Origin of the sequence: Klebsiella sp. w6 (assembly GCF_033100215.1) — a bacterium.
GTDB classification, from domain to species: domain Bacteria; phylum Pseudomonadota; class Gammaproteobacteria; order Enterobacterales; family Enterobacteriaceae; genus Klebsiella; species Klebsiella variicola.
This window is the reverse complement of the sequence record NZ_CP136907.1, coordinates 1448253-1472512: the sequence shown is the minus strand read 5'-3', so window position 1 is coordinate 1472512 and position 24260 is coordinate 1448253. Positions and strand designations below refer to the sequence as shown.

Here is a 24260-nt window from a genome sequence, read left to right as displayed (position 1 = left end):
TACATTGACTGCACTTATTTAGTGCAATCCTGTGCCCCCTGCCAGCGAGTAAACAAGTCTTGAGACAGGCTAATATCGAACTGATCGAGCACCCGGTTGACGGTTTGGTTGATGACATCATCCAGGCTTTGCGGCCGATGATAAAAGGCCGGCACCGGCGGCATTATCACCGCCCCGAGCTCCGCGGCCTGAACCAGTAGTCGCAGATGGCCGAGATGGAACGGGGTCTCCCGCACACAGAGCACCAGCGGACGACGCTCCTTCAGCACGACATCGGCCGCCCGCGTCAATAGGCCATCCGTATAGCTATGGACAATGCCAGAGAGCGTTTTCATTGAGCAGGGTAAAATCACCATACCGGCGGTTTTAAACGAACCGGAAGAGATACTGGCGGCGATATCGCGGGCGTCATGCACCACATCGGCCAGCGCCTGCACGTCGCGCACGCTGAAGTCGGTCTCGAGGGCCAGCGTTTGCCGTGCCGCCTGGCTGAGGATCAGATGGGTCTCAATCTCCGGCACATCCCGCAACACCTGCAGCATCCGCACGCCATAGATAGCGCCGCTGGCGCCAGAAATGCCAATAATCAGTCGTTTCACGTTCTGTTACCCCTTGCGCGTGTGCCGCAGACTTTGCCGGATTATAGCCTGTGGCGCAACTATTGATGCGCAGTTGATGGGCGAAAAAAAGCCCGCCGTCCCTCAGGAGCGGCGGGCCGCGACGCGCGAACGGGTTAACCCTCGTTGTGCATCTCGAGGTTTTCGACTTCGTTCTGCAGCTGGACCGCTTTGGCATCATCGTTACGCAGGGAGTCAAGATAGTCGAGGTACTGCTGGTCGACATCCCGGGTCACATATACGCCGTTGAAGACAGAACATTCAAACTGTTGAATATCCGGGTTCTCCGCGCGCACTGCGTCGATCAGATCGTTGAGATCCTGGAAAATCAGGCCATCGGCACCGATGATCTGGCGGATCTCATCCACTTCGCGGCCATGGGCGATCAGTTCGTTGGCGGTCGGCATATCGATACCATACACGTTCGGGAAACGAATTTCCGGCGCAGCGGAGGCCAGATACACTTTTTTCGCCCCCGCTTCGCGCGCCATCTCAATGATCTGCTCCGAGGTGGTGCCGCGTACAATGGAATCATCGACCAGCAGCACGTTCTTATCGCGGAATTCCGCACGGTTGGCGTTGAGCTTACGGCGAACAGATTTACGACGCAGCTGCTGACCGGGCATGATAAACGTCCGGCCGACGTAGCGGTTCTTCACAAAGCCCTGACGATAAGGTTTGTCGAGAATGCGGGCGATTTCCAGCGCGATATCGCAGGAGGTCTCCGGGATCGGGATAACGACGTCAATATCCAGATCTTCCCACTCGCGGGCAATCTTTTCGCCCAGCTTAGTCCCCATGTTGACGCGGGCGCTGTAGACGGAAATTTTGTCAATAAACGAGTCCGGACGGGCAAAATAGACGTACTCGAATAAGCATGGGTTGCTGACCGGATTATCGGCACACTGACGGGTATACAGCTGGCCTTTCTCAGTAATATAGACCGCTTCGCCCGGCGCGACATCGCGCAGGAATTCAAAACCAAGCGTATCAAGCGCCACGCTTTCCGAGGCCACCATATACTCAGTGCGACCGTCGCCAACGTCACGTTTACCCAGCACCAGCGGACGAATGCCGTTAGGGTCGCGGAAGGCCACCATGCCATGACCGATGATCATCGCGACGCATGCGTACGCGCCGCGGATCAGGCGGTTGGTCGCCGCAATCGCAGCGAAGATGTTGTCCGCTTCCAGCGGGTAGTGACGGAAGTTATCCAGCTCACTGGCGAAAATATTGAGGAGGATTTCGGAATCAGAGGTGGTATTGATATGGCGGCGTTTTTCTTCAAACAGCTTTTTACGCAGCTCGTGCGCATTGGTCAGGTTGCCGTTATGCGCCAATGTGATGCCATACGGCGAGTTAACGTAAAACGGCTGCGCCTCGGAGGCGCTGGAGCTGCCCGCCGTAGGATAACGCACGTGGCCAATACCCATATTGCCCTGCATACGCTGCATGTGGCGGGCTTCGAATACGTCGCTTACCAGCCCGTTAGCCTTACGCAACCGGAAGCAGTTGTTGGCATCAATGGTGATGATGCCAGCGGCATCCTGTCCACGGTGCTGGAGCACCGTTAGCGCATCATAAATCGACTGGTTAACCGGCATAACACCGGCGATACCGACAATACCGCACATACGTCTTTTCCTCGTTCAGCAACGACCCAAAGTCTATACTTTAGGCAAGAAACTTGACGAGCTTTGCAGGTATTCAAAAAACCATCTGATGACAGGGGTAAAATAGGGAATAAACTGCGACTGATGCCAGTCATCGCTCTTCGCCATCCCGGTAAAGGTGTCCAGGAAGAACAAGATAGCGGCGATGATCAGCACCCCACGTAGCGCGCCGAAGCAGATCCCCAATACCCTGTCGGTTCCTGACAAACCGGTCTTCTCCACCAGTTGGCCTATCACATAGTTCACGATAGCGCCAACGATGAGCGTCACGATAAACAGCGCCGCAATAGCAATCCCATTTCGAACCCGTTCATCCTCAAAGCCCGTAAACCAGACAGACAGGTCAGCGTAGTAATGGCTGGCGACATAAAACGCGCAACCCCACGTCACTAACGATAAAGCTTCGCGAACAAAGCCGCGGATCAGGCTGACCAGGCAAGAAAGACCCAGCACCGCCATAATGGCGTAATCAATCCAGACCATATACGTCCCACGATTTACGCCCTGTCGTCCAGTTCGGGGCGCATTCTAACAGAAAAAGAAAACGTTTGCGTAGGGATTTCCATGCCCTACAGAAATAAAAATGGCGCTGAAAAAACATTCAACGCCAGACTGCCTTTCGCCTCTTGAGGGCGGCTGAGACAGGGTTTGCGGGGCGTTTCTCCCCGCCACGTTCTCTCCGCATGGCGGAAAAAACAATCAGTTTGGGGTGAAGCCCATCACGACCCCGCTAAGCCCGGAGATCTGCTGTAGATCGCCCAGCTGGCCTTTCAGCTTGTCTTTTGACGCATCCGGGCCGACGAGGATGCGGGTAATTTTACCCTGTACCGGCGTCGAAGGCGACGTATAGACTTTGAACCCCGAGGCCCGCAGTTTACCCACAATCTCATTCACCTTATCGGCGTTCTTCAACGCGCCCAGCTGAACCACATAGGCTTTCCCGGTCGGCGCCGGCAGGGCCGCCTGCTGCTGCGGTGGCTGTTGCTGCTGTGGCTTAGCCGGCGGCGGCGTTGGCGTCGCGGCCTGCTGTTGCGGCTGCGGCTGCGGCTGTGGTTTCGGCTGCGGCTTGGGCTGCGGTTTCGCGGCCACCACCGGCTCCTGAATGTCATCGAAGCTGTTGCTGTTCACCGGAATACGCGATGGATCTAACGATGGCGCGGCGGCATCGCCCGCCCGCACCTCTTCCGCCGCTCCTTCCGGCGGTTGCGAAGGCAACGCCTGGGTCGCCGCTGGCAACATATCCGGTTCATCGCGATCGCCCGGTTTCGGCACCAGCGGGATCGCGGCAAACTCATCCTGGTAATGCTTTTTCTGCCCGTCCAGCAGCCCTGGCAGGATAATCACCCCCAGCGCCACCAGCACGATTGTCCCGACTAAACGGTTCTGAAACTTACTCGCCACCGATTCTCCCCGCGTCTATCTCTTCCATAACCTGCGCTACGGTGTGAAACGAACCACACACCAGCACGGTATCTTCCACTTTAGCGTCAGCCATGGCCGCATGCCACGCCTGCGCCACGCTGGTATAGACTGTGCCGCCACGCAAATGTTCCACCAGCTGCTCCGCCGTCGCGCCACGCGGGCCTTCCAGCGGCGCGCAGTACCAGGCGTCGACGTCCGGGGCCAGATTGGCCAGCGTGCCGGCAATGTCCTTATCATGCAGCATACCAATAACCGCCAGCACGCGTCCCGTTTTCGCTAACGTTTTGAGACGCCCGGCGAGATAGGCCGCCGCGTGCGGGTTATGCGCTACATCGAGGATCACCCGCGGGGCATCGCTGATTATCTGAAAACGGCCCGGCAGCATCGCGTCGCGGATCCCATCGCGTAGGATGGCGTCATCCACGGCAAGCCCGCTGGCGCGCAGCGCCGCCACGGCCGTCGCCGCATTCGGCAACGGCACCTGAGGCAACGGCAGGCGGCTTAACGCCCCGGCCGCGTCGCGGAAGGACCAAGTCTCGTCCTCCACCTCATAGCACCAGTCGACGCCGCGGCGCTGGAGCAGCGCGCCCTTCTCGCTGGCCACGTCGGCAATGGTGTGCGGCATATCCGGCTCACCCACCACCGCCGGTTTACCGGCGCGAAAGATACCCGCTTTTTCCCGGCCGATACTTTCGCGATCCGGCCCCAGCCAGTCGGTATGATCGAGGGCGATGCTGGTGACCACCGCGACGTCGGCATCTACGATATTGGTGGCGTCGAGACGGCCACCCAGCCCGACCTCAAGGATCACCACATCCAGCTGCGCCTGCTTAAACAGCCATAGCGCCGAGAGCGTGCCGTACTCAAAATAGGTCAACGAGATGTCACCGCGCGCGGCTTCGATTTCAGCAAACGAGGCCGTATGCGCGGCCTCCGGCAGTTCCGCTCCCTGAATGCGCACGCGTTCGGTGTAGCGCACCAGATGCGGGGAGCTGTAGACCCCCACTTTATAGCCGGCCGCCATCAGGACAGTTTCCAGCGTGCGGCAGGTGGTGCCTTTGCCATTGGTGCCCGCGACGGTAAAAACAAATGGCGCCGGTTTAACGATATCCATCTGCCCGGCGACCTCGCTGACGCGTGCCAGCCCCAGGTCGATGGTTTTACTGTGCAGATGTTCCAGATAAGAAAGCCACGTAGCCAGGGGCGACGTGGCCTGAGGAATAGGATCTTTTTCCATGATGCCCGTAAGAATTGACGGTTAACGCGTATGAATAAAAAAGGGCAGCGCCGCCAGGCCCTGCCCTCTGCTTTATCAGGCCTCAGGTTCCTGATCCGGTGCCGGCGGCACCACCACGCCTTCATGAGGCGCTTCCGAAACGGCAACCGGCGCCGGCAGGTTCATCAGCTTCGCCAGAATGCTGGCCAGCTTGAGACGCATTTCCGGGCGGCGAACGATCATATCGATCGCCCCTTTTTCAATCAGAAACTCGCTGCGCTGGAATCCCGGCGGCAGCTTCTCGCGTACGGTCTGCTCAATTACGCGAGGACCGGCAAAGCCGATCAGCGCTTTCGGCTCGGCAATGTTCAGATCGCCCAGCATCGCAAAGCTCGCCGATACGCCGCCCATGGTCGGGTCGGTCAGCACGGAGATGTACGGCAGTCCGCGCTCCTGCATTTTCGCCAGTGCGGCGGAGGTTTTCGCCATCTGCATCAGCGACATCAGCGCTTCCTGCATACGGGCGCCGCCGGAGGCGGAGAAGCAGATCAGCGGGCAGTTGTCTTCCAGCGCCTGCTCCACGGCGCGCACAAAGCGTGCGCCGACGACGGAACCCATTGAGCCCCCCATAAAGGAGAACTCAAAGGCGGCGGCAACCACCGGCATCGCGTAGAGCGTACCTTTCATTACCACCAGCGCGTCTTTCTCGCCCGTCTCTTTCTGAGCGGACGCCAGGCGGTCTTTGTATTTTTTTGAATCGCGGAACTTCAGCACATCTTTTGGCTCAAGTTCGCTACCCAGTTCTACCAGAGAACCTTCATCCAACAGGCTATGCAGGCGATTACGCGCCGACATGCGCATATGGTGATCGCACTTAGGACAAACCTCCAGGTTGCGCTCCAGCTCGGCGCGGTAGAGTACCTGACCGCAGCTATCGCACTTGGTCCATACACCCTCAGGAATGCTCGCCTTGCGGGTGGGAGTGATGTTGCTTTTAATTCGTTCAATCCAGCTCATTGATAACCTTTCTGCCTGAACCTGGTCGATGCCAGTTTTGTCGTAAGGGGCGCATAATGCCATTTTTGCCTCTTACAGACCATGAATGTTGCACATTAAATCATATCATCCCGGAACATGGGATAAAAAAGTGGTCAAACCGCTGCGCGCGACGATCATGTTCGGTCACGCGCAGCGCAGGGCGAACTACTTCGCCTGCTTTGACGCCGCCCGCTTATGGCGGATGATCTCAATCACACCCGGCAGGACGGAGAGGACAATGATCGCCACGATCAGCAGCTTCAGGTTCTCCTGCACCACCGGCAGATCGCCAAACAGATAGCCGGCGTAGGTGAACAGCAGCACCCACAGCAGCGCCCCGACCACGTTATAGGCTGCAAAATGACGATAGGACATATGCCCCATTCCCGCCACAAACGGCGCGAAGGTTCGGACTATCGGCACAAAGCGCGCCAGGATAATGGTTTTTCCGCCGTGACGTTCATAGAAGCTATGGGTTTTATCCAGATAGCTACGACGGAAAATCTTCGAGTTCGGATTACTAAACAGCTTCTCGCCGAACAGTCGGCCAATGGTGTAGTTGACCGCATCGCCGACGATGGCCGCGATGACCATCAGCAGTACCATCAGGTGAACATTGAGATCGTTCGTCGGCAGCGCCGAGAGCGCGCCCGCGACGAACAGCAAGGAATCGCCCGGCAGGAATGGCGTCACCACCAGCCCGGTTTCGCAGAACAGAATCAAAAACAGAATGGCATAAACCCAGACGCCGTACTGGGCAACCAGTTCGGCAAGGTGCACATCAATATGCAGGATGAAATCAATTAAAAAGTGAATCAAGTCCATGTTTGTCTTTACCCTTAATGACTCTATTAGTCCGCCAGAAACAGCGGGCCCATTGGCAGCACCGGTAAATCATAGTGGGCCGGGTAATCCACCGACACCAGATACAACCCTTCCGCTTTTGCCGTTGCCGCAGCGAGCGTCCTGTCTTTTGCTGCCAGCAGTTCTGCCATCCAGCTCTCTGGCTGGTTTCCGGCCCCGACTTCCATCAGGCTGCCCACAATATTCCTGACCATATGATGTACAAAGGCATTCGCTTTGATATCCACCACCACATACGCGCCGTAGCGGGTAACGTTAATATGCATCACATTCCGCCACGGGGTACGCGACTGGCACTGTACCGCGCGAAACGAGGTAAAGTCATTCTCGCCCAGCAGACACTGCGCAGCGCGCTGCATGCGCTCGGCGTCGAGCGGCTGGTGAAAATGCGTCACGCCATGACTTAGCACCGCCGGGCGCAGGCGATGATTATAGATGACGTAGCGATAACGGCGCGCCGTGGCGCTGAACCGGGCGTGAAAATCCGCCGGCACATGTTTAACCCAACGCACCGCGATGTCACCAGGTAAATTCGCATTTACCCCCAGCGTCCAGGCGGCATCTTTACGCTGCGCCCGGGTTTCGAAATGCACCACCTGGCCGGTGCCATGGACACCGGCGTCGGTGCGGCCAGCGCAAAAGACGGTAATCGGTTCGTTCGCCACCTGCGAGAGCGCCTTTTCCAGCTTCTCCTGCACACTGCGCACTTCGTTTTGCCGCTGCCAGCCGTAATATTTGCTACCGTCGTACTCGATGCCCAGCGCGATTTTAAAGATCGGCTGTTGCTCCATCTCAGACATCAGTACAGGTACTCCTCAATCAGCTTCTCGGCGATTTTCACCGCCATCAGCGCCCCGCCGAAGCGCACGTTATCCGCGACGGACCAGAACTGAATCTGCTCCGGCATGCCGTAATCGTTATGCACGCAGCCGATGGAGAGACGAGCGTTGCCGGAGGCATCGCCAACCTGGGTCGGGAATTCTCCCTCTTCAGAAAGTTCGATATCCTCGCCGCGGGTAAAGGCGTCACGCGCCTCTTCCGCCGCCAGCGGACGCATCGCTTCAAAGTTCACCATCTGCGCATGGCCGTAGAAGACCGGCGACTGGACCACGTTGGCGGAGATCATCAGCCCATCATCCTGAAGAATTTTGCGCGCTTCATCGACGATACGGCGCTCTTCGCGCACGCTACCTTCCCGATCCGGCAGCAGCGGCAGCATGTTGAACGCCAGCTGGCGGCCAAAGAAATCGTCTTCATCGATGGGGATGCCGTTCAGCAGCTTGGCGCTCTGCCCTGCCAGCGCATCCACCGCTTTTTTCCCCTGCCCCGAGGCGGAGAGCAGGTTGGTGACACTGATCCGCGATAGTCCCCCCTGGTCGATAAGCGGCTTGAGCGCCGTCAGCAGCTGGCTGGTCAGGCTATTGGGCACTGCAATCAGATTGCGGTTGCGGTAATCGCCTAACACGAACGGATTCACGTCCGGCACCACCAGCGGTACGTCTGGCTCCAGCGCAAACAGGCCGCTGAGATCGATAACCAGACACCCGGCGTTGGTGGCGTCTTCAATATACGCCGCGCTGGCTTCGACGCCGGCGGCGAAGAAAGCCAACTGGGCCTGGGTCCAGTCAAACTCGGCAGCGTCTTTGACGATCACTGACTTGCCACCAAAACGCAGATGTTCGCCCGCGCTTTCATTGCGCGCCAGAGCAAAAATCTCCCCCACCGGGAACTGGCGTTCAGCAAGAGTTTCGAGCAGGGCTTCGCCTACGGCGCCCGTTGCGCCCAGTACGGCAATATTCCAGCCTTCAGACATGGTGGTTTACTCCAGAAATAAAGCGGCCCTGCCGGAGTATCCGGCAGGGGCATTAAGAAGACATTAACGAACAGGATGATGCACAGCGTTAAAACCGAGCTGGCGCAATAGCGTCGCCGCCTGCGCATCGCTGCACTGTACGTACAGCGAAGACCATTCGCGGCGTTCCTGATAGTTTTTACGCAGCTTGTCAAATTCACCGGCGACGCCGGCCACCTTCCGCAGCGGCGCATCATCGCGGCGCACATCATACACCAAGTGGACCAGCCTTTTCAGCGTCGGCTGATCGAGCGGCCCATGCAGGGTGATGCGGCCAAATTCCGGCGCTGGCAACAGGGTATCCAGCGCCACCTGCTGCGGATGGCCGATAAAGGCGCTGTAGGCTTCAAAAACCTGCGTTGTCCCGCGCGCTTTCCCTTCGAGGGTGTAGCCGGCGATATGCGCGGTACCGATATCCACTCGCTTAAGAAGCTCTACGTTAAGATCCGGCTCCGGCTCCCAGACGTCCAGCACTACGCTCAGCGGCTGTCCAGCTTCCAGCCGTTTCAGCAGCGCAGCGTTATCCACCACCGGTCCGCGGCAGGCGTTGATCAAAATCGATCCTGGCTTCAGACGGCTAATCAGCGACTCATCCGCCAGATGCAGGGTTTTATATGGCCCTTCTTTATACAGTGGGGTATGGAAGGTGAGGACATCAGCTTCCTGAACCAGCGCATCGAGGGAGCGGAAATCGCCTTCGTCTCCGCGATCGGCGCGCGGCGGATCGCAGAGCAGCGTTTTGATCCCCAGCGCTTCCAGCCGTTTTTGCAGTCGTCCACCGACGTTGCCGACGCCAACGATCCCGACGGTACGATCGCATAGCGCGAAACCGTCGCGTTCGGCCAGCATCAGTAGCGATGAAAAGACATACTCCACCACCGCAATGGCGTTGCAGCCGGGCGCCGCGGAGAAACCAATCCCTGCCTGCTGCAGCCACGCCTGATCGACGTGATCGGTGCCAGCGGTAGCGGTGCCGACGAACTTAACGGCCTTACCGGAGAGCAATGCTTCATTGACCCGGGTGACCGAGCGTACCATTAAGGCATCCGCATCGGTCAGGGCCTCAGCCGGGACCGGACGCCCCGGAACCGCTTGCACATCGCCTAAACGGCTAAAAAGCTCACGGGCATAGGGCATATTTTCATCAACGAGGATTTTCACAGTTCAGTACCTGTCTGAAAACGAGAGTTAACCGGGGAAGTGTGCCATAATCTGGCCGCCAGGCATACTCATCACCTGGTTCCAGCACTGCGATATCGAAAGGATGAATCATGACGCACCCCCTTGCAGATATGCCAGACCGCCCTCCGGGGCGAGGTCCATCAGGCACTGCCGCCACCGGCGAACCTTCGCTTTCCATGCAGCAACGCACCGTCCTGGAGCGACTGATCACGCGCCTGGTGGCGCTGACCTCGCAGCAGAATGCGGAAGTGTGGGCCTGCGTCAAGCATGATCTCGGACTGAAAGGCGACACGCCGCTGCTGGCCTGCCATTTCAGCGCCGCGGAGGCCAGTCTCAATCAGCGTTTAGCCGCCGCTCAGGACAATCATCATCATCGTCAGACGCTGGCGCAGCTCAGCGATCTGCTGGGTCAGGGCAATAACCGTCAGGCGGTCAGCGATTATATTCGTCAACATTATGGGCAAACGGCGCTGCATGCGCTAAGCCAGCCGCAGCTGGAGAACATTCTGCACCTGCTGCAGCGCGGTCAGCTGTCGATCCCGCAGCCGCAGCAGCGCCCGCCGACCCTGCGCCCGCTGTTGCCGGCCGAGCACAACACGCTCAATCAGCTGGTGACTAAGCTGGCGGCTGCCACCGGCGAACCGAGCAAGCTGATTTGGCAATCCATGCTGGAACTTTGCGGCGTCAAATCCGGAGAGCTGATCCCGGCGACGCACTTCACGCCGCTTTCATACTGGCTGCAGGCGCGGCAAACGCTGAGTGCGCAAAGCGCGCCCACGCTCACCTCGCTGCAGGGTGCGCTCAAGCAGCCGCTGGAGGCCGCAGAATGGCAAAAGATTGTCGACTTTGCCCGTCGCAGCTGGCAGGTCACCCCGCAGACGACGCTGAGCCCAGCGCAGATCCTGGCGCTGTTGAACAAGGTGTTTGTGCTGCGGGTAGCCCGCGCCCAGGAGACGCTGGCCATCCCGCAGGAAGAGCCCGCGCCGAAACGAGCGTGGGCCGCTAAGCCGTGGCAGCTGGCGCTGGGCGGTGTGCTGATCCTGCTCCTCCTGCTTTGGCTCCTGCTGTAGCCCACACCGTAGGAAAGCGCGCCCGCCTCATGCGGGCGCCCGTTAAGTGATTTGCCGGTTACCACCACACCTCGGCCTGAACGCCAACCATAAACTCATCTTTGCTGTCGTCGTTGAACGCAAACTGCGACAACTGGTTATCGAGAATATTGATATACGTACCATAAAAGCGAATTTCAGGACGTGACCCCAGCAGGCTCGGCCCAACCTTCAGCGCATGGTACAGCGTCGTTTTATACGCTGACTCCTGCAGATCGTCACCCTGACGGGTGTTGTTTTTCTGGGTAAACCACCCCAGCTCGATCCCGGTCTGGTTCCAGGTGTCCCATATCCACGCCGGGCGGATCACCGCGCGCAGGCTGTCGAAATCGCTGTGCGCTCCGCTTTCATAGCTATACACATCATTGCCATGGGCCCACACCAGCGAATTGGCCATGATAATGCGATCGGCGAGATACATTTCCCCCTGCGAGATCAGACGCCAGGCCACGCCGTTGGTATGATCGCCATAGTAATAGCGCCCGCTGGCCATGGAGTTACTGGCGCCGGAGAAGTTGGCGAAACTGCTGGCGTACGAGTTGTTCGCCACCTGCAGCGTAAATTCGTTAAAGCCCTTGCGCTCCAGCTCCTGACGAATAATGGCGGTGGCCATCCAGGTATCTTTGAACCGGAAGTAGCTGTTGTTATCCTCGTTTCTCTCCTGCTCGTCATTTTTATTTGCGAACGCATATTTGCCCATTAGCGACAGAGACCCCGACTGCCACAGGGGAATATTGCGATAGCGCAGGTCGACTGAGTTGGTGTTCATCTGAGTGGTTTGTGTGAAATCTCGTGAATATACGTCGACGTCGTTCCTGCTGATGGACGCATCCAGCTGGCCAACCCCCAGCGCCCAGTTCTGGATCCCGACCCCGGCCGCAACGTCGGTGGTCAGTGACTTCCAGTCCAGCATCTGAATTTCATACTCGGGCAGTTTATGTTTGCCGACCCAGAAATCCGCCTCTGGCGCGAACGGCAGGAAACCTTTGGTGGTCAGGTAAATATCACTAAACTGCAAAATGCTGTCGGTATCCTGGCCAGCAAACCAGGCGTCGTTATACTGCTCGCCGACGTTACCGTCGTACGTCACAACGGCATTCGCCGTTTTGCCATCCTGGTTATAGACCCGCTGATTCAATGTTAAGTCGAACCAGCCACTCATTTCATTACCGAAACGACCCAGCGAGCCCGGGGCGTAGGTCTGCGACGATCCGTGATTTGACGTTCCCCAGCCGGAACGGAAGTATCCCTGGTAGCTAAAGCCGATATCGTCTTTAACAAATTTACTGATGTCCTTCAGGGTGACGCTTTCCAGTTTCGGCTTCTGGCCTTCGGTATCAATAACCGCCACCTGCTGAGTGGCTTTCACCTGCACCGGGGCCGCTTTTTTACTCAGTTCATTATTTTCATTGGCTATATTTTCCGCCACCGGCGACGTTGCTGTTGGATAACCCGTCGTGACATGACGTTTTTCATTCTCCTTAATACTTTTTTGTAATTCGGCCACCTTACCTTTATAGGTCGATAATTGTGATTGCGTTTTTTGTAGCTCTTTTTTATTCGCCGACAGTTCAGACTCCAGTAATTCCAGACGCTGTTCAATGGTTAATTTAGCCGCCATCACATCACTTGTCGAAATAGCCAGCAGTACCGATAAAGACAATAAGCTCACCTTCAATTGACTTGAATACATAGGGTACCTTTACATATTGTTATAATTGGCCTTCAGCCAGAACGGCTGAAGGCGGGTAAATCAGGCAGAGCGTTCCTGACGCAGGGCAATAATTTCTTTGGCTAAATCCTGGCACAGCATCGCGGTCATTAAGTGATCCTGTGCGTGCACCAGAATAAGGTTAACGGTGATTTTTCCGCAGCCTTCGTCCTCACCTATCAACGCCGTTTGGATCTGATGCGCAGCCCGACAGGCCGCTTCCGAGCTGGCCATCAAGTCCGCTGCCCGCCCCCATTCCCGCTGCCGGGAGGCGGCAATCGCCTCCATGGCGTCTGAGCGCGCCTGACCGGCATAAATCAGCAACTCCATGACCGTACTTTCATCTGCAAACATCGCCATCCTCCTGGTCGGTCGCCGCCGCGGTATTGACCTTGTTAGCGGCAATCACAAACGGTAAGTAAATGAGTGTTGAAACCGCGAGGCACAGAATGCCGACAAACAGCGCCAGCCAGTTGCCGCCGGTGCCAAAGAAGGCGATAAGCGGCCCGGGCGTGGTCCAGGGTACGGCGTAAGCAATCGGCGGAATAAACTCCATGCTAATAAAGAAATAACCGATCAATGAATTCACAAACGGCACCAGAATAAACGGGATCACCAGGATGGGGTTAAGCACAATCGGCAGGCCAAACATCACCGGTTCATTGATGTTAAACAGGCCCGGCACGAAGGCCATTTTTGCCAGGTCACGGTAGTCTTTGCGCCGGGAGGCAATAAAGATGGCCAGTAACAGGCCCAGCGTCATACCCGACCCGCCGCAGTTAGCAAACGCATCGTTGATACCAGTCCATGTAATGGGGTACGGCGCTCCCCAGGTGCTGCCATGCGAGGCGGCATAGGAGAGATTTTCGAGGTTGGCTTCCGAGAAGATGGTCTCGCGGATGGCGGCCACGGTGTTCGGACCATGGATCCCCAGCACCCACAGGAAATTCGCCACCAGCCCCAGCACCAGAACCGTCACAATGTTGGTCCCCATATCCTTCAGCGGCGCCTGAATAAGGGTATAAATCAGATCGTTAAGACCATTCGGCGAAATACGCGTCAACAGATAGTTGAGGATCGAAAAGAAGATCATCACGAAGAAAATCGGCAACAACACCTTAAAGGAACGCGCCACCGCCGGCGGCACCGCAGCCGGCATCGTGATGGTCACCCTTGGGTTGCGCGCCAGGCGGCAAAAGACTTCACTGGAAATCAGCGCGACGACAATCGCCACAAACAACCCCTGCGGGCCAAGATATTTGGTCGCCAGATAGGCCTGGCCATCGATGATGGTATAAGGCGTGTACACCACAAAAAAGGCGCCGATCGCCGTCAGGCCGCACAGGAGATCGTCCTGCTGATAGCTGATCGCCATATTGCGCGCCACCAGAAAGGTGATCAATATCGCCATGATATTGACCGAACCGTTCATTACCGGGGTGAAAATCTGCTGCGCCTCCGCGAGATGGGGGAATATCGACCCTAAATGCAGAATACTGGCGATAAATCCGTCAGGCGACAAAATAGCAAAGTTGATAAGAATAATCAGCGAACTGGCCATGACGATGGGAAACGAAAGAATAAACGCATCGCGAATCGCTGAAACGTGGATCTGAGAATTTAACTTAATCGCGACAGGCACGAGGATTTTTTCCATGCCGCGCTCAAAGGTATCCATGAAACTCATGACGAACCCTTATTCATAATAATTTATTAACGTCATCGTGTTTTTTAGCCGCAGCAGCCCAGGGCAGCAACGAAAGTACCCACACGATAACGGGGATAAATGAGAAAACTATTGGTTTGCCAATAATGCCAGCGCACTTTCCAGAACAGCTTTACCGTCCATTTGCCCATAATATTTCATATCAATCACCGCCACGGATATTTTTCCCTGAGCCACCTCTTCTATTTCCTTTTTTTGAAAGCGGACCTGTGGTCCCAAAAGGACGACATCTACTTCATTGTTCTTAATTTTTTCTTTAGCTTCAGAAATGGCCAGCGCATTGATATTAACCTGAGCCTTAATATTTTCAGCCTGCTCCAGCATGCGTTTCACCAGCATACTGGTCGACATTCCCGCCGCACACACTAATAATATATTTTGCATTACCCCTTCCTGTTTTATTTATGACCTCAATTGACGAGCACTTTAATAATTGTTAATTTTCTTAACCGCGGTTTTGATCACAGTTAGCCATACCAAAGTGGTGCAGAAGCAAAGCAAAAAATGAACGTCTTGCCCTGTATTTAACAACATACGTTAGCAAGCCCATGTTTCCAAAGGGATTGTGGAGGTTCAAAAGTGGTTTACAAAAATATCGTCAATTTGCTTAAAAACAAAATTAATAGCCCGTTCTACAACATTGGCGATCTTCTGCCGGCCGAAAAAGAGTTGGCAGAACTTTATGATGTTTCGCGCAATACGTTACGTAAGGCGCTGAAAACCCTGGAAGAGGATGGTTTAATCGAACGCCGACATGGCTCAGGGACATGGATTAGAAATAAGCATTTCCAGGCGTCGGTGACACACTTAGACAGTTTTACCGAAATTGCCCGTAATCAGGGGAAAACGCCCTCCAGCCAGATCCTCAAATTCGAGTTACAGCCAGCGTCGGAGGAAATTGCCCGTGGACTGCAATTGCAGCATGGCGAAGCGGTATATTATGCTAAGAGATTACGTTTTATCGATAATATTGCCATGCAATTAGAAGAAACCTGGCTCTCCGCGACCCGTTTTCCCGATCTGACCATCGCGCATATGAAGAAATCGAAGTTTTCATATATAGAAAACGAATGTGGGGTAAGAATAAATGGATGTTACGAATCAATAGTGCCGGTGCTCCCAACGCCTGAGCTGGCAACCCTCCTGCATATCAGCGCTAAAGATCCGATTATCCGCATGCAGACGCAGGCGATTGATGAACACCACCAGCCTATCGATTATTCCATTCTGTATACCAATATGTTTGAATTCCAGGTGAAGTATTATCTGCCGCGACAGACGGCGTCCGGTCTGCCCGCAAGCAAGACCGGACAATAACTTAACCCTGGCGGCGATGACCTTGGCCCAAAATCAGTGCAGTGCTAAATCAGAGATCTTCGTCTTTCCGGAGACTTCGGATGAATTCAGCCGGAGTCATGTCATTTAATGATGAATGCGTTCTCTCATGATTATATTCCCTGCGCCAGTTGTCGAGTTTGTCCTGCGCATCTTCCAGCGAGAGAAACCAGTGAATGTTCAGGCATTCATCCCGCAGACTGCCGTTAAATGATTCAATAAACGGGTTATCCGTTGGTTTTCCGGGGCGGGAGAAGTCCATTGTGACACCGTGCTCATACGCCCATTTATCCAGACTTTTCGAGATAAACTCGCTGCCGTTATCTGTCTGAATACGTACCGGCAGGCGCTTGCCCAGCACCCGCAACCTTTCCATCACACCGACCACATCCTCACCTTTCAGCGACTTTCCGGCATGGATCGCCACACACTCCCGACTAAAATTATCCACTACAGTCAGCGCCCGGAAACGTCGTCCGTTAAACAGGTTATCCGACACGAAATCCATACTCCAGCACTGATCGACACCGGTCAGGACCGGACGTTGCTGACGATGTGCTGCACTGACATGCCTGCGGGGGCGCTTTCTGCGCAGGTTGAGGCCTTCCAGACAGTAAATCCGGTGTGTTTTCTTGTGGTTAACAGGCCAGCCTTCCCGCCGCAGCTGAATATGAATACGCGGGCAACCGTAGCGGATCCGGGTTTCCGCTATTTACCGGATACGCAGGGTTATCGCCCGATCATCCCGCCGGCTCTGCCAGTGGTAAACGGTTCTGCTCTGCATCAGCAGTCCGCATCCCCGCCGGACACTGATACGGTAAGCCTCCCGCAGAAAATGCACCGCCTGACGCTTCTGAGCCGGCCTCAGAACTTTTTTTTGATAACTTCCTGCAGCATCTCCTTGTCCAGACTTAAATCAGCCACCAGACGTTTCAGACGCTGATTCTCTTCCTCAAGCTGGCGCAGGCGGCGCAGCTCTGTCACGCCCATGCCGCCAAACTTTTTCTTCCAGTTGTAAAATGTGGCTTCAGAAATGCCCATCTTTCTGCAGACTTCCTCCACCCGAGTGCCGGTTTCGGCCTGTTTCAGCGCAAATGCTATCTGTTCTTCGGTATAGCGGGTCTTTTTCATGGCGATGTGCCTCTCTGTGAGATGGAAGAAAGACCGGAGACTTCAGTTTAGCCTGGCACTGTTTTCAGGGAGGAGATCAGCGAAAAGAGACGAGGGTGACGAGGATCCCCAGCGCCGCGCAGAGGGCGCCGGCAAGGAACACCGACGAGTAGCCCAGCGAGGTCGCCAGCAGGCCGGTCAGCGGCCCGGTCAGGCCATAGGAGATGTCCTGAAAGGCCGCATAGCCGCCGAGCGCGGTGCCGCGCACCTGCGCCGGGACGCGCTTCACCACCTCCACGCCGAGCGACGGGAAAATCAGTGAGCAACCGCATCCGGTTAGCGCCGCACCGGCCAGCGCCAGCCAGGCATTCGGCGCCAGCCCCAGCAGGGTCAGACCAACCGCCTCTATCATCAGCGAAACCATCGCCACCCTGACGCCGCCAAACCGGTCCGGCATCCAGCCAAACAGAATACGCATCACGACGAAGGCGCCGCCAAACGCCGTCAGGGTAAAGCCGGCCATCGGCCAGCTATGGCTGGCGAAATAGAGGGAAACGAAGGTGCCGATCACCGCAAAACCAACGCCCTGCAGGCCCAGGCCAATGCCTGGCCGCCAGATCATGCCGATGACGCTCCATAATGAAGGCCGCTCGCCACCGTGAGCCGCCACTTTGCGCACGGTACCGTTAATAAGCCAGGCAACGAGCGGTAACCCCATGGTGACGCAGGCCAGCACCGCCACGCCGAAATGGCTATAGATCAATAATCCCAGTGGGGCACCCACCGCCAGCGAACCGTACATCGCCATGCCATTCCATGACATCACTTTGCCGGAGCGGGCCGGCCCCACCAGCCCCATCCCCCAGCTCAGGTTACCGGTCAGCAGCTGGCTTTCGCCAAACCCGAGGATCAGGCGGCCCAGCAGCAGCAGGCCAAGCCTGGCGAGCACCGGCAGCGGCAACAGCGCAGCGGCCAGCCATGCCGCGCCCGCCAGGGCGCAGGCCAGCATCCCTTGCAGGACGGAGCGTTTAGCGCCGTACTGGTCTGCCAGGCGCCCGGCGTAGCCGCGGGTCAGAACGGTGGCGAGGAACTGGATCCCTACCGCCACGCCAACCACGGTGTTGCCAAATCCCAGCTCCTGATGGACAAAGAGCGGGATCACCGGCAGCGGCAAACCAACGGTCATGTAGGTCAAAAAGACGGCAAACGTAATACGGAAAAGCGAAAAATTCGCTGAGGAATGGGATGTTGTTTCAGTAACTGCGGACATGCATTACTCCAGATTCGCAGAGTAAGGCGAGCAAAGCGACACGCCCCCTCCACCTGATTATCAGGGTTAAGGCGCGTTGGTTGACGTTAAACGCTTACGCATTAGTGGAGAGACTAATGGATCCGCCAGCAGTGTGCCTGCAGGCCCTTACCCTGTCAAGATAACAAAAAAGGGGAGCCGGTGGCTCCCCCTCTGCACTTCGCATACTGATTAGGCGTTGTATTTACGCATCACCAGCGTGGCGTTGGTGCCGCCGAAGCCGAAGCTGTTGGACATCACGGTGGTCAGCTTAGCGTCAGTCGGTTTGGTGACGATGTTCAGGCCGGCAGCCAGCTCGTCCAGCTCTTCGACGTTGATGCTCGGCGCGATAAAGCCGTGCTCCAGCATCAGCAGGGAGTAGATGGCTTCCTGTACGCCCGCCGCGCCCAGCGAGTGGCCGGTCATCGCTTTGGTTGCCGAGATAGCCGGGCTGTTGTCGCCGAACACTTCGCGGATGGCGCCCAGCTCTTTCACGTCGCCGACCGGAGTAGACGTACCGTGGGAGTTCAGGTAATCGATCGGCGTATCAACGCCGTGCATCGCCATCTGCATGCAGCGCACTGCGCCTTCACCAGACGGGGCGACCATGTCCGCGCCATCGGAGGTTGCGCCGTAGCCGACGATTTCGGCATAGATATGCGCGCCACGCGCCAGGGCGTGTTCCAGTTCTTCCACCACGACCATACCGCCGCCGCCGGCGATAACGAAGCCATCACGGTTCGCATCATAAGTACGGGACGCTTTTTCCGGGGTGTCGTTGTATTTGGTGGACAGTGCGCCCATGGCGTCGAACTCGCAGGCCATTTCCCAGCACAGCTCTTCGCCGCCGCCGGCAAAGACGATGTCCTGTTTACCCAGCTGGATCTGCTCTACCGCGTTACCAATACAATGGGCGGAAGTGGCGCAGGCCGAGCTGATGGAGTAGTTAACGCCGTGGATTTTGAACGGCGTAGCGAGGCAGGCGGAAACGCCGGAAGCCATCGCTTTCGTGACTACATACGGGCCCACGGCTTTCAGACCACGCGGGCTACGCATGGCATCAGCGCCGAAGACCTGGAATTTCGGGGAGCCGCCGCCGGAGCCTGCGATCAGGCCAACACGCGGGTTGCTCTGGTATGCTTCCGGCGCCAGACCTGCGTCGGCAACGGCCTGTTCCATGGACAGGTAAGCATAGATAGAAGCGTCGCTCATAAAGCGCACTACTTTGCGGTCAATGAGGCCAGTGGTATCCAGTTTGACGTTGCCCCATACGTGGCTGCGCATCCCTGAATCTTTAAGCTCCTGAGAGAAAGTGATCCCTGAACGTCCTTCACGCAGAGATGCCAGGACTTCCTGCTGGTTATTACCGATGCTGGAAACGATGCCCAAGCCAGTAATCACTGCACGTTTCATTAAATACCTCTGTAAGTCGCACTATTTTAAGTTTCGTGTCGCACAATAGCGTACACTTGTACGCCGAACAAGTCCGATCAGACATTTTGTGTATAAATTTGCGCCCTCAGGCACACATCGTTAAGATCGTGCTACGCCTTGTGATTCGAGTAACTTACGTGAAACAAAACGCCATACAACCCGCCAACCTGGAATTCAACGCTGAGGGTACACCTGTTTCCCGAGATTTCGACGATGTTTACTTTTCCAATGACAACGGTCTGGAAGAGACTCGCTACGTTTTTCTCGGTGGAAATCGCCTGCCGGAGCGTTTCGCCAGCCACCCTCGCCCGCTGATGATCGTCGCGGAGAGCGGCTTCGGTACCGGGCTCAATTTCCTCACCCTGTGGCAGGCGTTTGACGTTTTTGTTCGTGATAACCCGGACGTTACCCTGCAAAGGTTACATTTCATCAGTTTTGAAAAATATCCGTTAAAGGCTGAGGATCTCCGCCTGGCGCACCTGCGCTGGCCAGAGCTGGCTCCGTGGGCGCACCAGCTGCAGGCGCAATGGCCGTCGGCCTTCGGCGGATGCCATCGTCTGCTGCTCGACGGCGGGCGGGTGACGCTCGATTTGTGGTTTGGCGATATCAATGAGCTGACCAGGGAGCTGGATGATTCGCTGAACCAGCAGGTGGACGCCTGGTTTCTTGACGGCTTTGCCCCGGCCAAAAATCCCGACATGTGGACCCAGGATCTGTTCAATGCCATGGCACGTCTGGCGCGGCCCGGCGGGACACTGGCCACCTTTACCTCCGCAGGGTTTGTCCGCCGCGGCCTGCAGGAGGCCGGCTTTACCATGCGTAAAAGCAAAGGCTTCGGCCGCAAGCGGGAGATGCTGACCGGCGAGATGGCGCAAACGCTGAGCTTTCCTGCGCGCGTCCCCTGGTTCGCTCGCAGTAGCAGCGATGCCCGCGAGGTAGCCATCATCGGCGGCGGGATCGCCAGCGCCCTGCTCTCCCTCGTGCTGCTGCGCCGCGGCTGGCAGGTGACCCTCTACTGCGCCGACGACGCCCCGGCGCAGGGCGCCTCCGGCAATCGCCAGGGTGCGCTGTATCCGCTGTTAAGCCAGCACGATCCGGCGCTGGCGCGCTTTTTCCCGGCAGCCTTTACCTTCGCCCGCCGAATGTATGACGCGCTGCCGGTGATGTTCGATCATCAATGGTGCGGTGTCACCCAGCTCGGCTGGGATGAAAAAAGCGCGCACAAAATCGCCCAGATGCTGGCGCTGAATTTACCCCCGGACATCGCCTGCGCGGTGACGGCGGAACAGGTTGTCGGGTTGACCGGCGTCGATACCGGCTGCGGCGGCATCACTTATCCGGCCGGCGGCTGGCTGTGCCCGCAGCAGCTCACCGCCGAATTGCTGGCGCTGGCGGCAACTCGCGGACTGCACGTGCACTATGGTTATCACGTTGAAACGCTCAGCGCGGTGGGCGATGGCTGGCTGCTCAATCAGCAGCGCAATCATCAGGCGGTGGTGCTGGCGAACGGCCACAGCATCGCGGATTTTGCGCAAACCGCGCAGCTGCCGGTCTACCCTGTTGGCGGCCAGGTCAGTCATATACCTACCACCCCGCGGCTTTCCGCCCTGCGCCAGGTGCTGTGCTACGATGGCTACCTGACGCCGCATAATCCGCAAAATCAGCAGCACTGTATTGGCGCCAGCTACCATCGCGGGAAGACCGACACCACCTTCAGCGAGGAAGATCAGCAGCACAACCGGCAACGGCTGATCGACTGTTTCCCGAACGCGGAGTGGACGCTGGACGTGGATATCAGCGCCAATGCCGCCCGCTGCGGCGTGCGCTGCGCCACCCGCGATCACCTGCCAATGGTCGGCAACGTGCCAGACTATGAGGCAACATTGACGCAATACGCCAGCCTCCACGAACAGCAGGATCACGCCGGTCGCGCGCCGGTCTGTCACAACCTGTTTATGCTTGGGGCGCTCGGATCGCGCGGACTTTGCACCGCGCCGTTAAGCGCTGAGCTGCTGGCGGCGCAGATGAGCGGTGAACCGCTGCCGCTGGATAGCGATACTCTGGCGGCGCTGAATCCGAATCGGCTGTGGGTGAGAAAACTGCTGAAGGGAAAAGCGGTGAAATAAAACCATGAGGGCAGGCAATTTCCCGGGTACGGCTGACGCCTGACCCGGGCTACAATATGGCTCAGGCCTGATTTTTCGCCTGTTGATACAGGTTATGCCACATCCCCTGCACCAGAATTTGGTCCGGCGGCGACAGTTCGCCAGCGCTGATGGCCTTCTCCAGGCTCTGGCTGACCTTACTGTTTACCGCTTCAGCAGAATGCTCGCCCTCACCTTCCAGCTCAGCCACCGCCAGCGTCAGGTGGCCGCGCAGATAACCGCCGGCAAACAGTTCATCATCACTGGCGTGGTCTACCATGTTGTCAATCAGCGCCAGAATGCGTGATTCAAACTCCGCGATCATCATCTTACCTCTTGTCATGTAATGTGTGGCCTTAGTGCAGGTCTTCCGGCCACGGAAAGTGTTCCGCCGTCAATGTCGGCGTTTGATAATAATGTTGCAATGCGCGAATAAAACGCGCCGGACGTTCGGGGATCCCTTGTTCAAGCAAAGTCATCACCCGAGCATGGACCCGGCGCTGGAAGGCGATGCGATCGGGCTCAACGTCTCCTTCCAGATTGTCACAGCTGACGTTAAACGGAAATCCCGCCGCCACGCAGAACAGCCACTCATAGGCCTGCGGTTTCACCTCGACGTCCTCAAACTGGCTTTGAGTCATCGCATCGCGGCCATCCGGGCAGTACCAGTAGCCAAAATCGACTCGTTCGCGGCGCGCTTTGCCGGCGACACACCAGTGAGAAATCTCGTGCAGGGCGCTGGCAAAAAACCCGTGCGCAAACACGATACGGTGATAGGGCGTGTCGTCATCGGCCGGAAGGTAGATCGGCTCATCGTCGCCTTTTACCAGGCGAGTATTAAATTCTTCGGCAAAGCAACTGTCGAAAAGGTCAATCAGTTGCTGATAATGGTGTTGCTGTTGCATTAATGAATTCCCAACCACTGCAAAATCTCAGCCCCGTGGCTGTCATAGAGAAGCTTCGCGCTCATCACCGCCGAGACGATAACGATCATCGGCCGGATCAGCGACTGTCCTTTACTCAGCACCAGCCGGGAGCCGGCGCGAGCGCCAATAAACTGGCCGGCCATCATCACAAAGCCGGTGGCCCAGATGACCTTCCCGCCGATGATAAACAGCAGCAGACCGCCGACGTTTGAGGTCGCGTTCAGCAACTTGGCATGGGCCGTCGACTTCGCCAGGTTAAATCCGGCCAGGGTGACAAAAGCCAGTGCATAAAACGAACCGGCGCCGGGGCCAAAAAAGCCGTCGTAGAATCCTACGCTGCCGCCAGCAACCAGCGCAAACGGCAGACCGTACAGCCGACGCTGCCGGTCCGCTTCGCCCAGTTTCGGCATCAGCAGAAAATAGAGACCGATGCCGATCACCAGCAACGGCAGGATCTGCTTAAGAATATCGGACTGGACGTGCTGGACCAGCAGCGCACCCGCGGTTGAGCCGATAAAGGTCATCAGAATATTCAGCTTCTGATCGGCGAGGCTAACCACCTTACGGCGGACAAAATAGAGGGTCGCCGATAGCGACCCGCCGCAGGCCTGCAGCTTATTGGTCGCCAGCGCCTGCGCCGGCGGCATTCCTGCCGCCATCAACGCCGGAACGGTCAGTAAACCCCCGCCTCCCGCCAGTGAGTCAATAAAACCGGCCAGGATGGCGACAAAGAAGAGTACCACCAGCACCAACGGCGATACGGCAAACAACTCGATAAAACTATCCATTACAGCACATGCTCATCCAGTAGCGCCTGGCAGGAAGGCGGCAGCGGCGGCGGCGTCTTCTTCACAGGGGGGGTAGACCCGGGTTTAGGTGGTTCGAACCAGCTCTGCAGCTCCGCTCCGCAGCCATCGCCGGGCGGCGGTGGCGCCTGATCCTCGCACTCCAGACTTCCCGCCGGGCAACGCAGTCGGACGTGCATATGAGCGCGATGCTGGAACCAGGGACGGACTTTACGCAGCCACTGGCGGTCGATGCCCGCGTCCAGGCACAGTTGCTGTTTAATCGCCGGGTTGACGAAAATACGGGTGACCTCGCTATCTTCCGCCGCCAGCTTGATCAGCTGGCTGATTTGCGGGCTCCACAGCGACGGCACCACATGCTTGCCGTCGCTGGCGACCAGATCCAGCGCCTGCGGCTTCAACAGTTGAGACGATGTCCAGCGCGTTTGCGGCAGCTGGAGGAAAATATCGACATCCAGGCCCGTCTGGTGACTGGCGTGACCGCCGTTAAAGCGCCCGCCTGCCGGCATCCCCATGTCGCCAATCAGCACGGTTCCCATTCCTTTATTGTGCACCTGATTACTCAGGCGCTGAATAAACTGAACCAGATCCGGATGACCGAAGTAGCGACGCTGATCGGTACGCATCACCTGATAGCCGGTGGCGCTCAGAGGGAGCGCCTCGGCGCCCACGATACAGCCATTGGAAAATGCGCCGATTGACTGGGCGCTGCCGCCGATCGGCTGGGATATTTTCTGCCACGGAGTCGCGGCCAGGCTACCGGCGCTGGCCAGCAGCGCGAGCAGTGCGATAACGGTGTTTTTCATG

23 protein-coding genes and 1 pseudogene are annotated in these 24260 nt (G+C 57.2%); 3 read left to right on the top strand and 21 right to left on the bottom strand.

The features are described from left to right. Positions 1 to 14: 14 nt before the first annotated feature. The 10 genes from R0140_RS07200 to pdxB all read right to left on the bottom strand — a co-directional run bounded on the left by R0140_RS07200 (position 15) and on the right by pdxB (position 9843). Positions 15 to 599, bottom strand: coding sequence for a UbiX family flavin prenyltransferase (locus R0140_RS07200; RefSeq protein ID WP_008803929.1), 585 nt, complete (start codon positions 597 to 599; stop codon positions 15 to 17). Positions 600 to 733: 134 nt separating this feature from the next. Next, positions 734 to 2251, bottom strand: coding sequence for an amidophosphoribosyltransferase (gene purF / locus R0140_RS07195; protein ID WP_002913213.1), 1518 nt, complete (start codon positions 2249 to 2251; stop codon positions 734 to 736). 33 nt (positions 2252 to 2284) lie between these two features. Continuing rightward, positions 2285 to 2773, bottom strand: coding sequence for a colicin V production protein (gene cvpA, locus R0140_RS07190; RefSeq protein WP_002913214.1), 489 nt, complete (start codon positions 2771 to 2773; stop codon positions 2285 to 2287). Positions 2774 to 2989: 216 nt separating this feature from the next. Further along, on the bottom strand, positions 2990 to 3691 hold the full coding sequence (gene dedD, locus R0140_RS07185; protein ID WP_317703964.1) for a cell division protein DedD: 702 nt from the start codon (positions 3689 to 3691) through the stop codon (positions 2990 to 2992). Continuing rightward, positions 3681 to 4949: a bifunctional tetrahydrofolate synthase/dihydrofolate synthase gene (folC, locus tag R0140_RS07180; protein ID WP_008803927.1), complete on the bottom strand. Its 1269-nt coding sequence runs from the start codon at positions 4947 to 4949 to the stop codon at positions 3681 to 3683. The genes dedD and folC overlap by 11 nt, the downstream gene beginning before the upstream one ends. Before the next feature lie 75 nt (positions 4950 to 5024). Then, the gene (gene accD / locus R0140_RS07175) at positions 5025 to 5945 is read right to left on the bottom strand and encodes an acetyl-CoA carboxylase, carboxyltransferase subunit beta (RefSeq protein ID WP_002913220.1); all 921 of its coding nucleotides are present in this window, start codon (positions 5943 to 5945) and stop codon (positions 5025 to 5027) included. A gap of 186 nt (positions 5946 to 6131) precedes the next feature. Further along, entirely contained in the window at positions 6132 to 6791 is a 660-nt protein-coding gene (locus R0140_RS07170) for a DedA family protein (protein ID WP_008803926.1), read from the bottom strand. A 26-nt stretch (positions 6792 to 6817) separates the two neighbouring features. Then, positions 6818 to 7630, bottom strand: a complete 813-nt coding sequence (gene truA, locus R0140_RS07165; RefSeq protein WP_008803925.1) for a tRNA pseudouridine(38-40) synthase TruA — start codon at positions 7628 to 7630, stop codon at positions 6818 to 6820. Beyond that, positions 7630 to 8643 (bottom strand): aspartate-semialdehyde dehydrogenase, encoded by a 1014-nt coding sequence (locus tag R0140_RS07160; protein ID WP_012967501.1) that lies wholly within the window; start codon positions 8641 to 8643, stop codon positions 7630 to 7632. The genes truA and R0140_RS07160 overlap by 1 nt, the downstream gene beginning before the upstream one ends. 63 nt (positions 8644 to 8706) lie before the next feature. Beyond that, positions 8707 to 9843: a 4-phosphoerythronate dehydrogenase PdxB gene (gene pdxB, locus R0140_RS07155; protein WP_032736066.1), complete on the bottom strand. Its 1137-nt coding sequence runs from the start codon at positions 9841 to 9843 to the stop codon at positions 8707 to 8709. 110 nt (positions 9844 to 9953) lie between these two features. On the opposite strand from pdxB, the gene flk reads away from it, so the two are divergent. After that, on the top strand, positions 9954 to 10934 hold the full coding sequence (flk, locus tag R0140_RS07150; RefSeq protein WP_048268659.1) for a flagella biosynthesis regulator Flk: 981 nt from the start codon (positions 9954 to 9956) through the stop codon (positions 10932 to 10934). A gap of 58 nt (positions 10935 to 10992) precedes the next feature. On the opposite strand, the gene R0140_RS07145 is transcribed toward flk, so the two are convergent. The 4 genes from R0140_RS07145 to R0140_RS07130 form a co-directional block, all read right to left on the bottom strand. Then, complete coding sequence (locus R0140_RS07145; RefSeq protein ID WP_032730860.1) at positions 10993 to 12666, bottom strand: carbohydrate porin; 1674 nt, start codon at positions 12664 to 12666, stop codon at positions 10993 to 10995. 60 nt (positions 12667 to 12726) lie between these two features. Further along, positions 12727 to 13038: a PTS lactose/cellobiose transporter subunit IIA gene (locus tag R0140_RS07140; RefSeq protein ID WP_012967498.1), complete on the bottom strand. Its 312-nt coding sequence runs from the start codon at positions 13036 to 13038 to the stop codon at positions 12727 to 12729. After that, positions 13025 to 14371 carry a PTS sugar transporter subunit IIC gene (locus R0140_RS07135; protein WP_049152770.1) on the bottom strand — a complete coding sequence of 449 codons (1347 nt, stop codon included), beginning with the start codon at positions 14369 to 14371 and terminating at the stop codon, positions 13025 to 13027. The genes R0140_RS07140 and R0140_RS07135 overlap by 14 nt, the downstream gene beginning before the upstream one ends. Before the next feature lie 108 nt (positions 14372 to 14479). Continuing rightward, positions 14480 to 14794: a PTS sugar transporter subunit IIB gene (locus R0140_RS07130; RefSeq protein ID WP_049152771.1), complete on the bottom strand. Its 315-nt coding sequence runs from the start codon at positions 14792 to 14794 to the stop codon at positions 14480 to 14482. 195 nt (positions 14795 to 14989) lie between these two features. Between R0140_RS07130 and R0140_RS07125 the strand changes: the two genes are divergently transcribed. Then, positions 14990 to 15727, top strand: coding sequence for a GntR family transcriptional regulator (locus R0140_RS07125; RefSeq protein WP_012540966.1), 738 nt, complete (start codon positions 14990 to 14992; stop codon positions 15725 to 15727). Between the two features lie 49 nt (positions 15728 to 15776). On the opposite strand, the pseudogene R0140_RS07120 reads toward R0140_RS07125, so the two are convergent. From R0140_RS07120 to fabB, 3 genes and pseudogenes are all read right to left on the bottom strand, one after another. Then, positions 15777 to 16876: pseudogene (locus R0140_RS07120) on the bottom strand (IS3 family transposase). Between the two features lie 76 nt (positions 16877 to 16952). Further along, positions 16953 to 18125 (bottom strand): MFS transporter, encoded by a 1173-nt coding sequence (locus R0140_RS07115; protein ID WP_080923832.1) that lies wholly within the window; start codon positions 18123 to 18125, stop codon positions 16953 to 16955. A 210-nt stretch (positions 18126 to 18335) separates the two neighbouring features. Then, a complete protein-coding gene (gene fabB, locus R0140_RS07110; RefSeq protein ID WP_032755070.1) occupies positions 18336 to 19556 on the bottom strand; it encodes a beta-ketoacyl-ACP synthase I in 1221 nt (406 codons plus the stop codon). A 158-nt stretch (positions 19557 to 19714) separates the two neighbouring features. On the opposite strand from fabB, the gene mnmC reads away from it, so the two are divergent. Then, on the top strand, positions 19715 to 21703 hold the full coding sequence (mnmC, locus tag R0140_RS07105) for a bifunctional tRNA (5-methylaminomethyl-2-thiouridine)(34)-methyltransferase MnmC2/FAD-dependent 5-carboxymethylaminomethyl-2-thiouridine(34) oxidoreductase MnmC1 (RefSeq protein ID WP_094918157.1): 1989 nt from the start codon (positions 19715 to 19717) through the stop codon (positions 21701 to 21703). A 61-nt stretch (positions 21704 to 21764) separates the two neighbouring features. Here mnmC and R0140_RS07100 read toward each other — a convergent pair whose 3' ends face one another. The 4 genes from R0140_RS07100 to mepA are packed head-to-tail and all read right to left on the bottom strand — an operon-like array spanning position 21765 to position 24259. After that, positions 21765 to 22046: a YfcL family protein gene (locus R0140_RS07100; RefSeq protein WP_008803913.1), complete on the bottom strand. Its 282-nt coding sequence runs from the start codon at positions 22044 to 22046 to the stop codon at positions 21765 to 21767. Positions 22047 to 22077: 31 nt separating this feature from the next. Beyond that, positions 22078 to 22626, bottom strand: a complete 549-nt coding sequence (locus tag R0140_RS07095) for an elongation factor P hydroxylase (protein WP_012540963.1) — start codon at positions 22624 to 22626, stop codon at positions 22078 to 22080. Further along, complete coding sequence (locus tag R0140_RS07090; protein ID WP_008803911.1) at positions 22626 to 23435, bottom strand: sulfite exporter TauE/SafE family protein; 810 nt, start codon at positions 23433 to 23435, stop codon at positions 22626 to 22628. Before R0140_RS07090 ends, R0140_RS07095 begins: the two co-directional genes overlap by 1 nt. Beyond that, positions 23435 to 24259 carry a penicillin-insensitive murein endopeptidase gene (gene mepA, locus R0140_RS07085; protein ID WP_047666833.1) on the bottom strand — a complete coding sequence of 275 codons (825 nt, stop codon included), beginning with the start codon at positions 24257 to 24259 and terminating at the stop codon, positions 23435 to 23437. The genes R0140_RS07090 and mepA overlap by 1 nt, the downstream gene beginning before the upstream one ends. Position 24260: the final 1 nt, after the last annotated feature.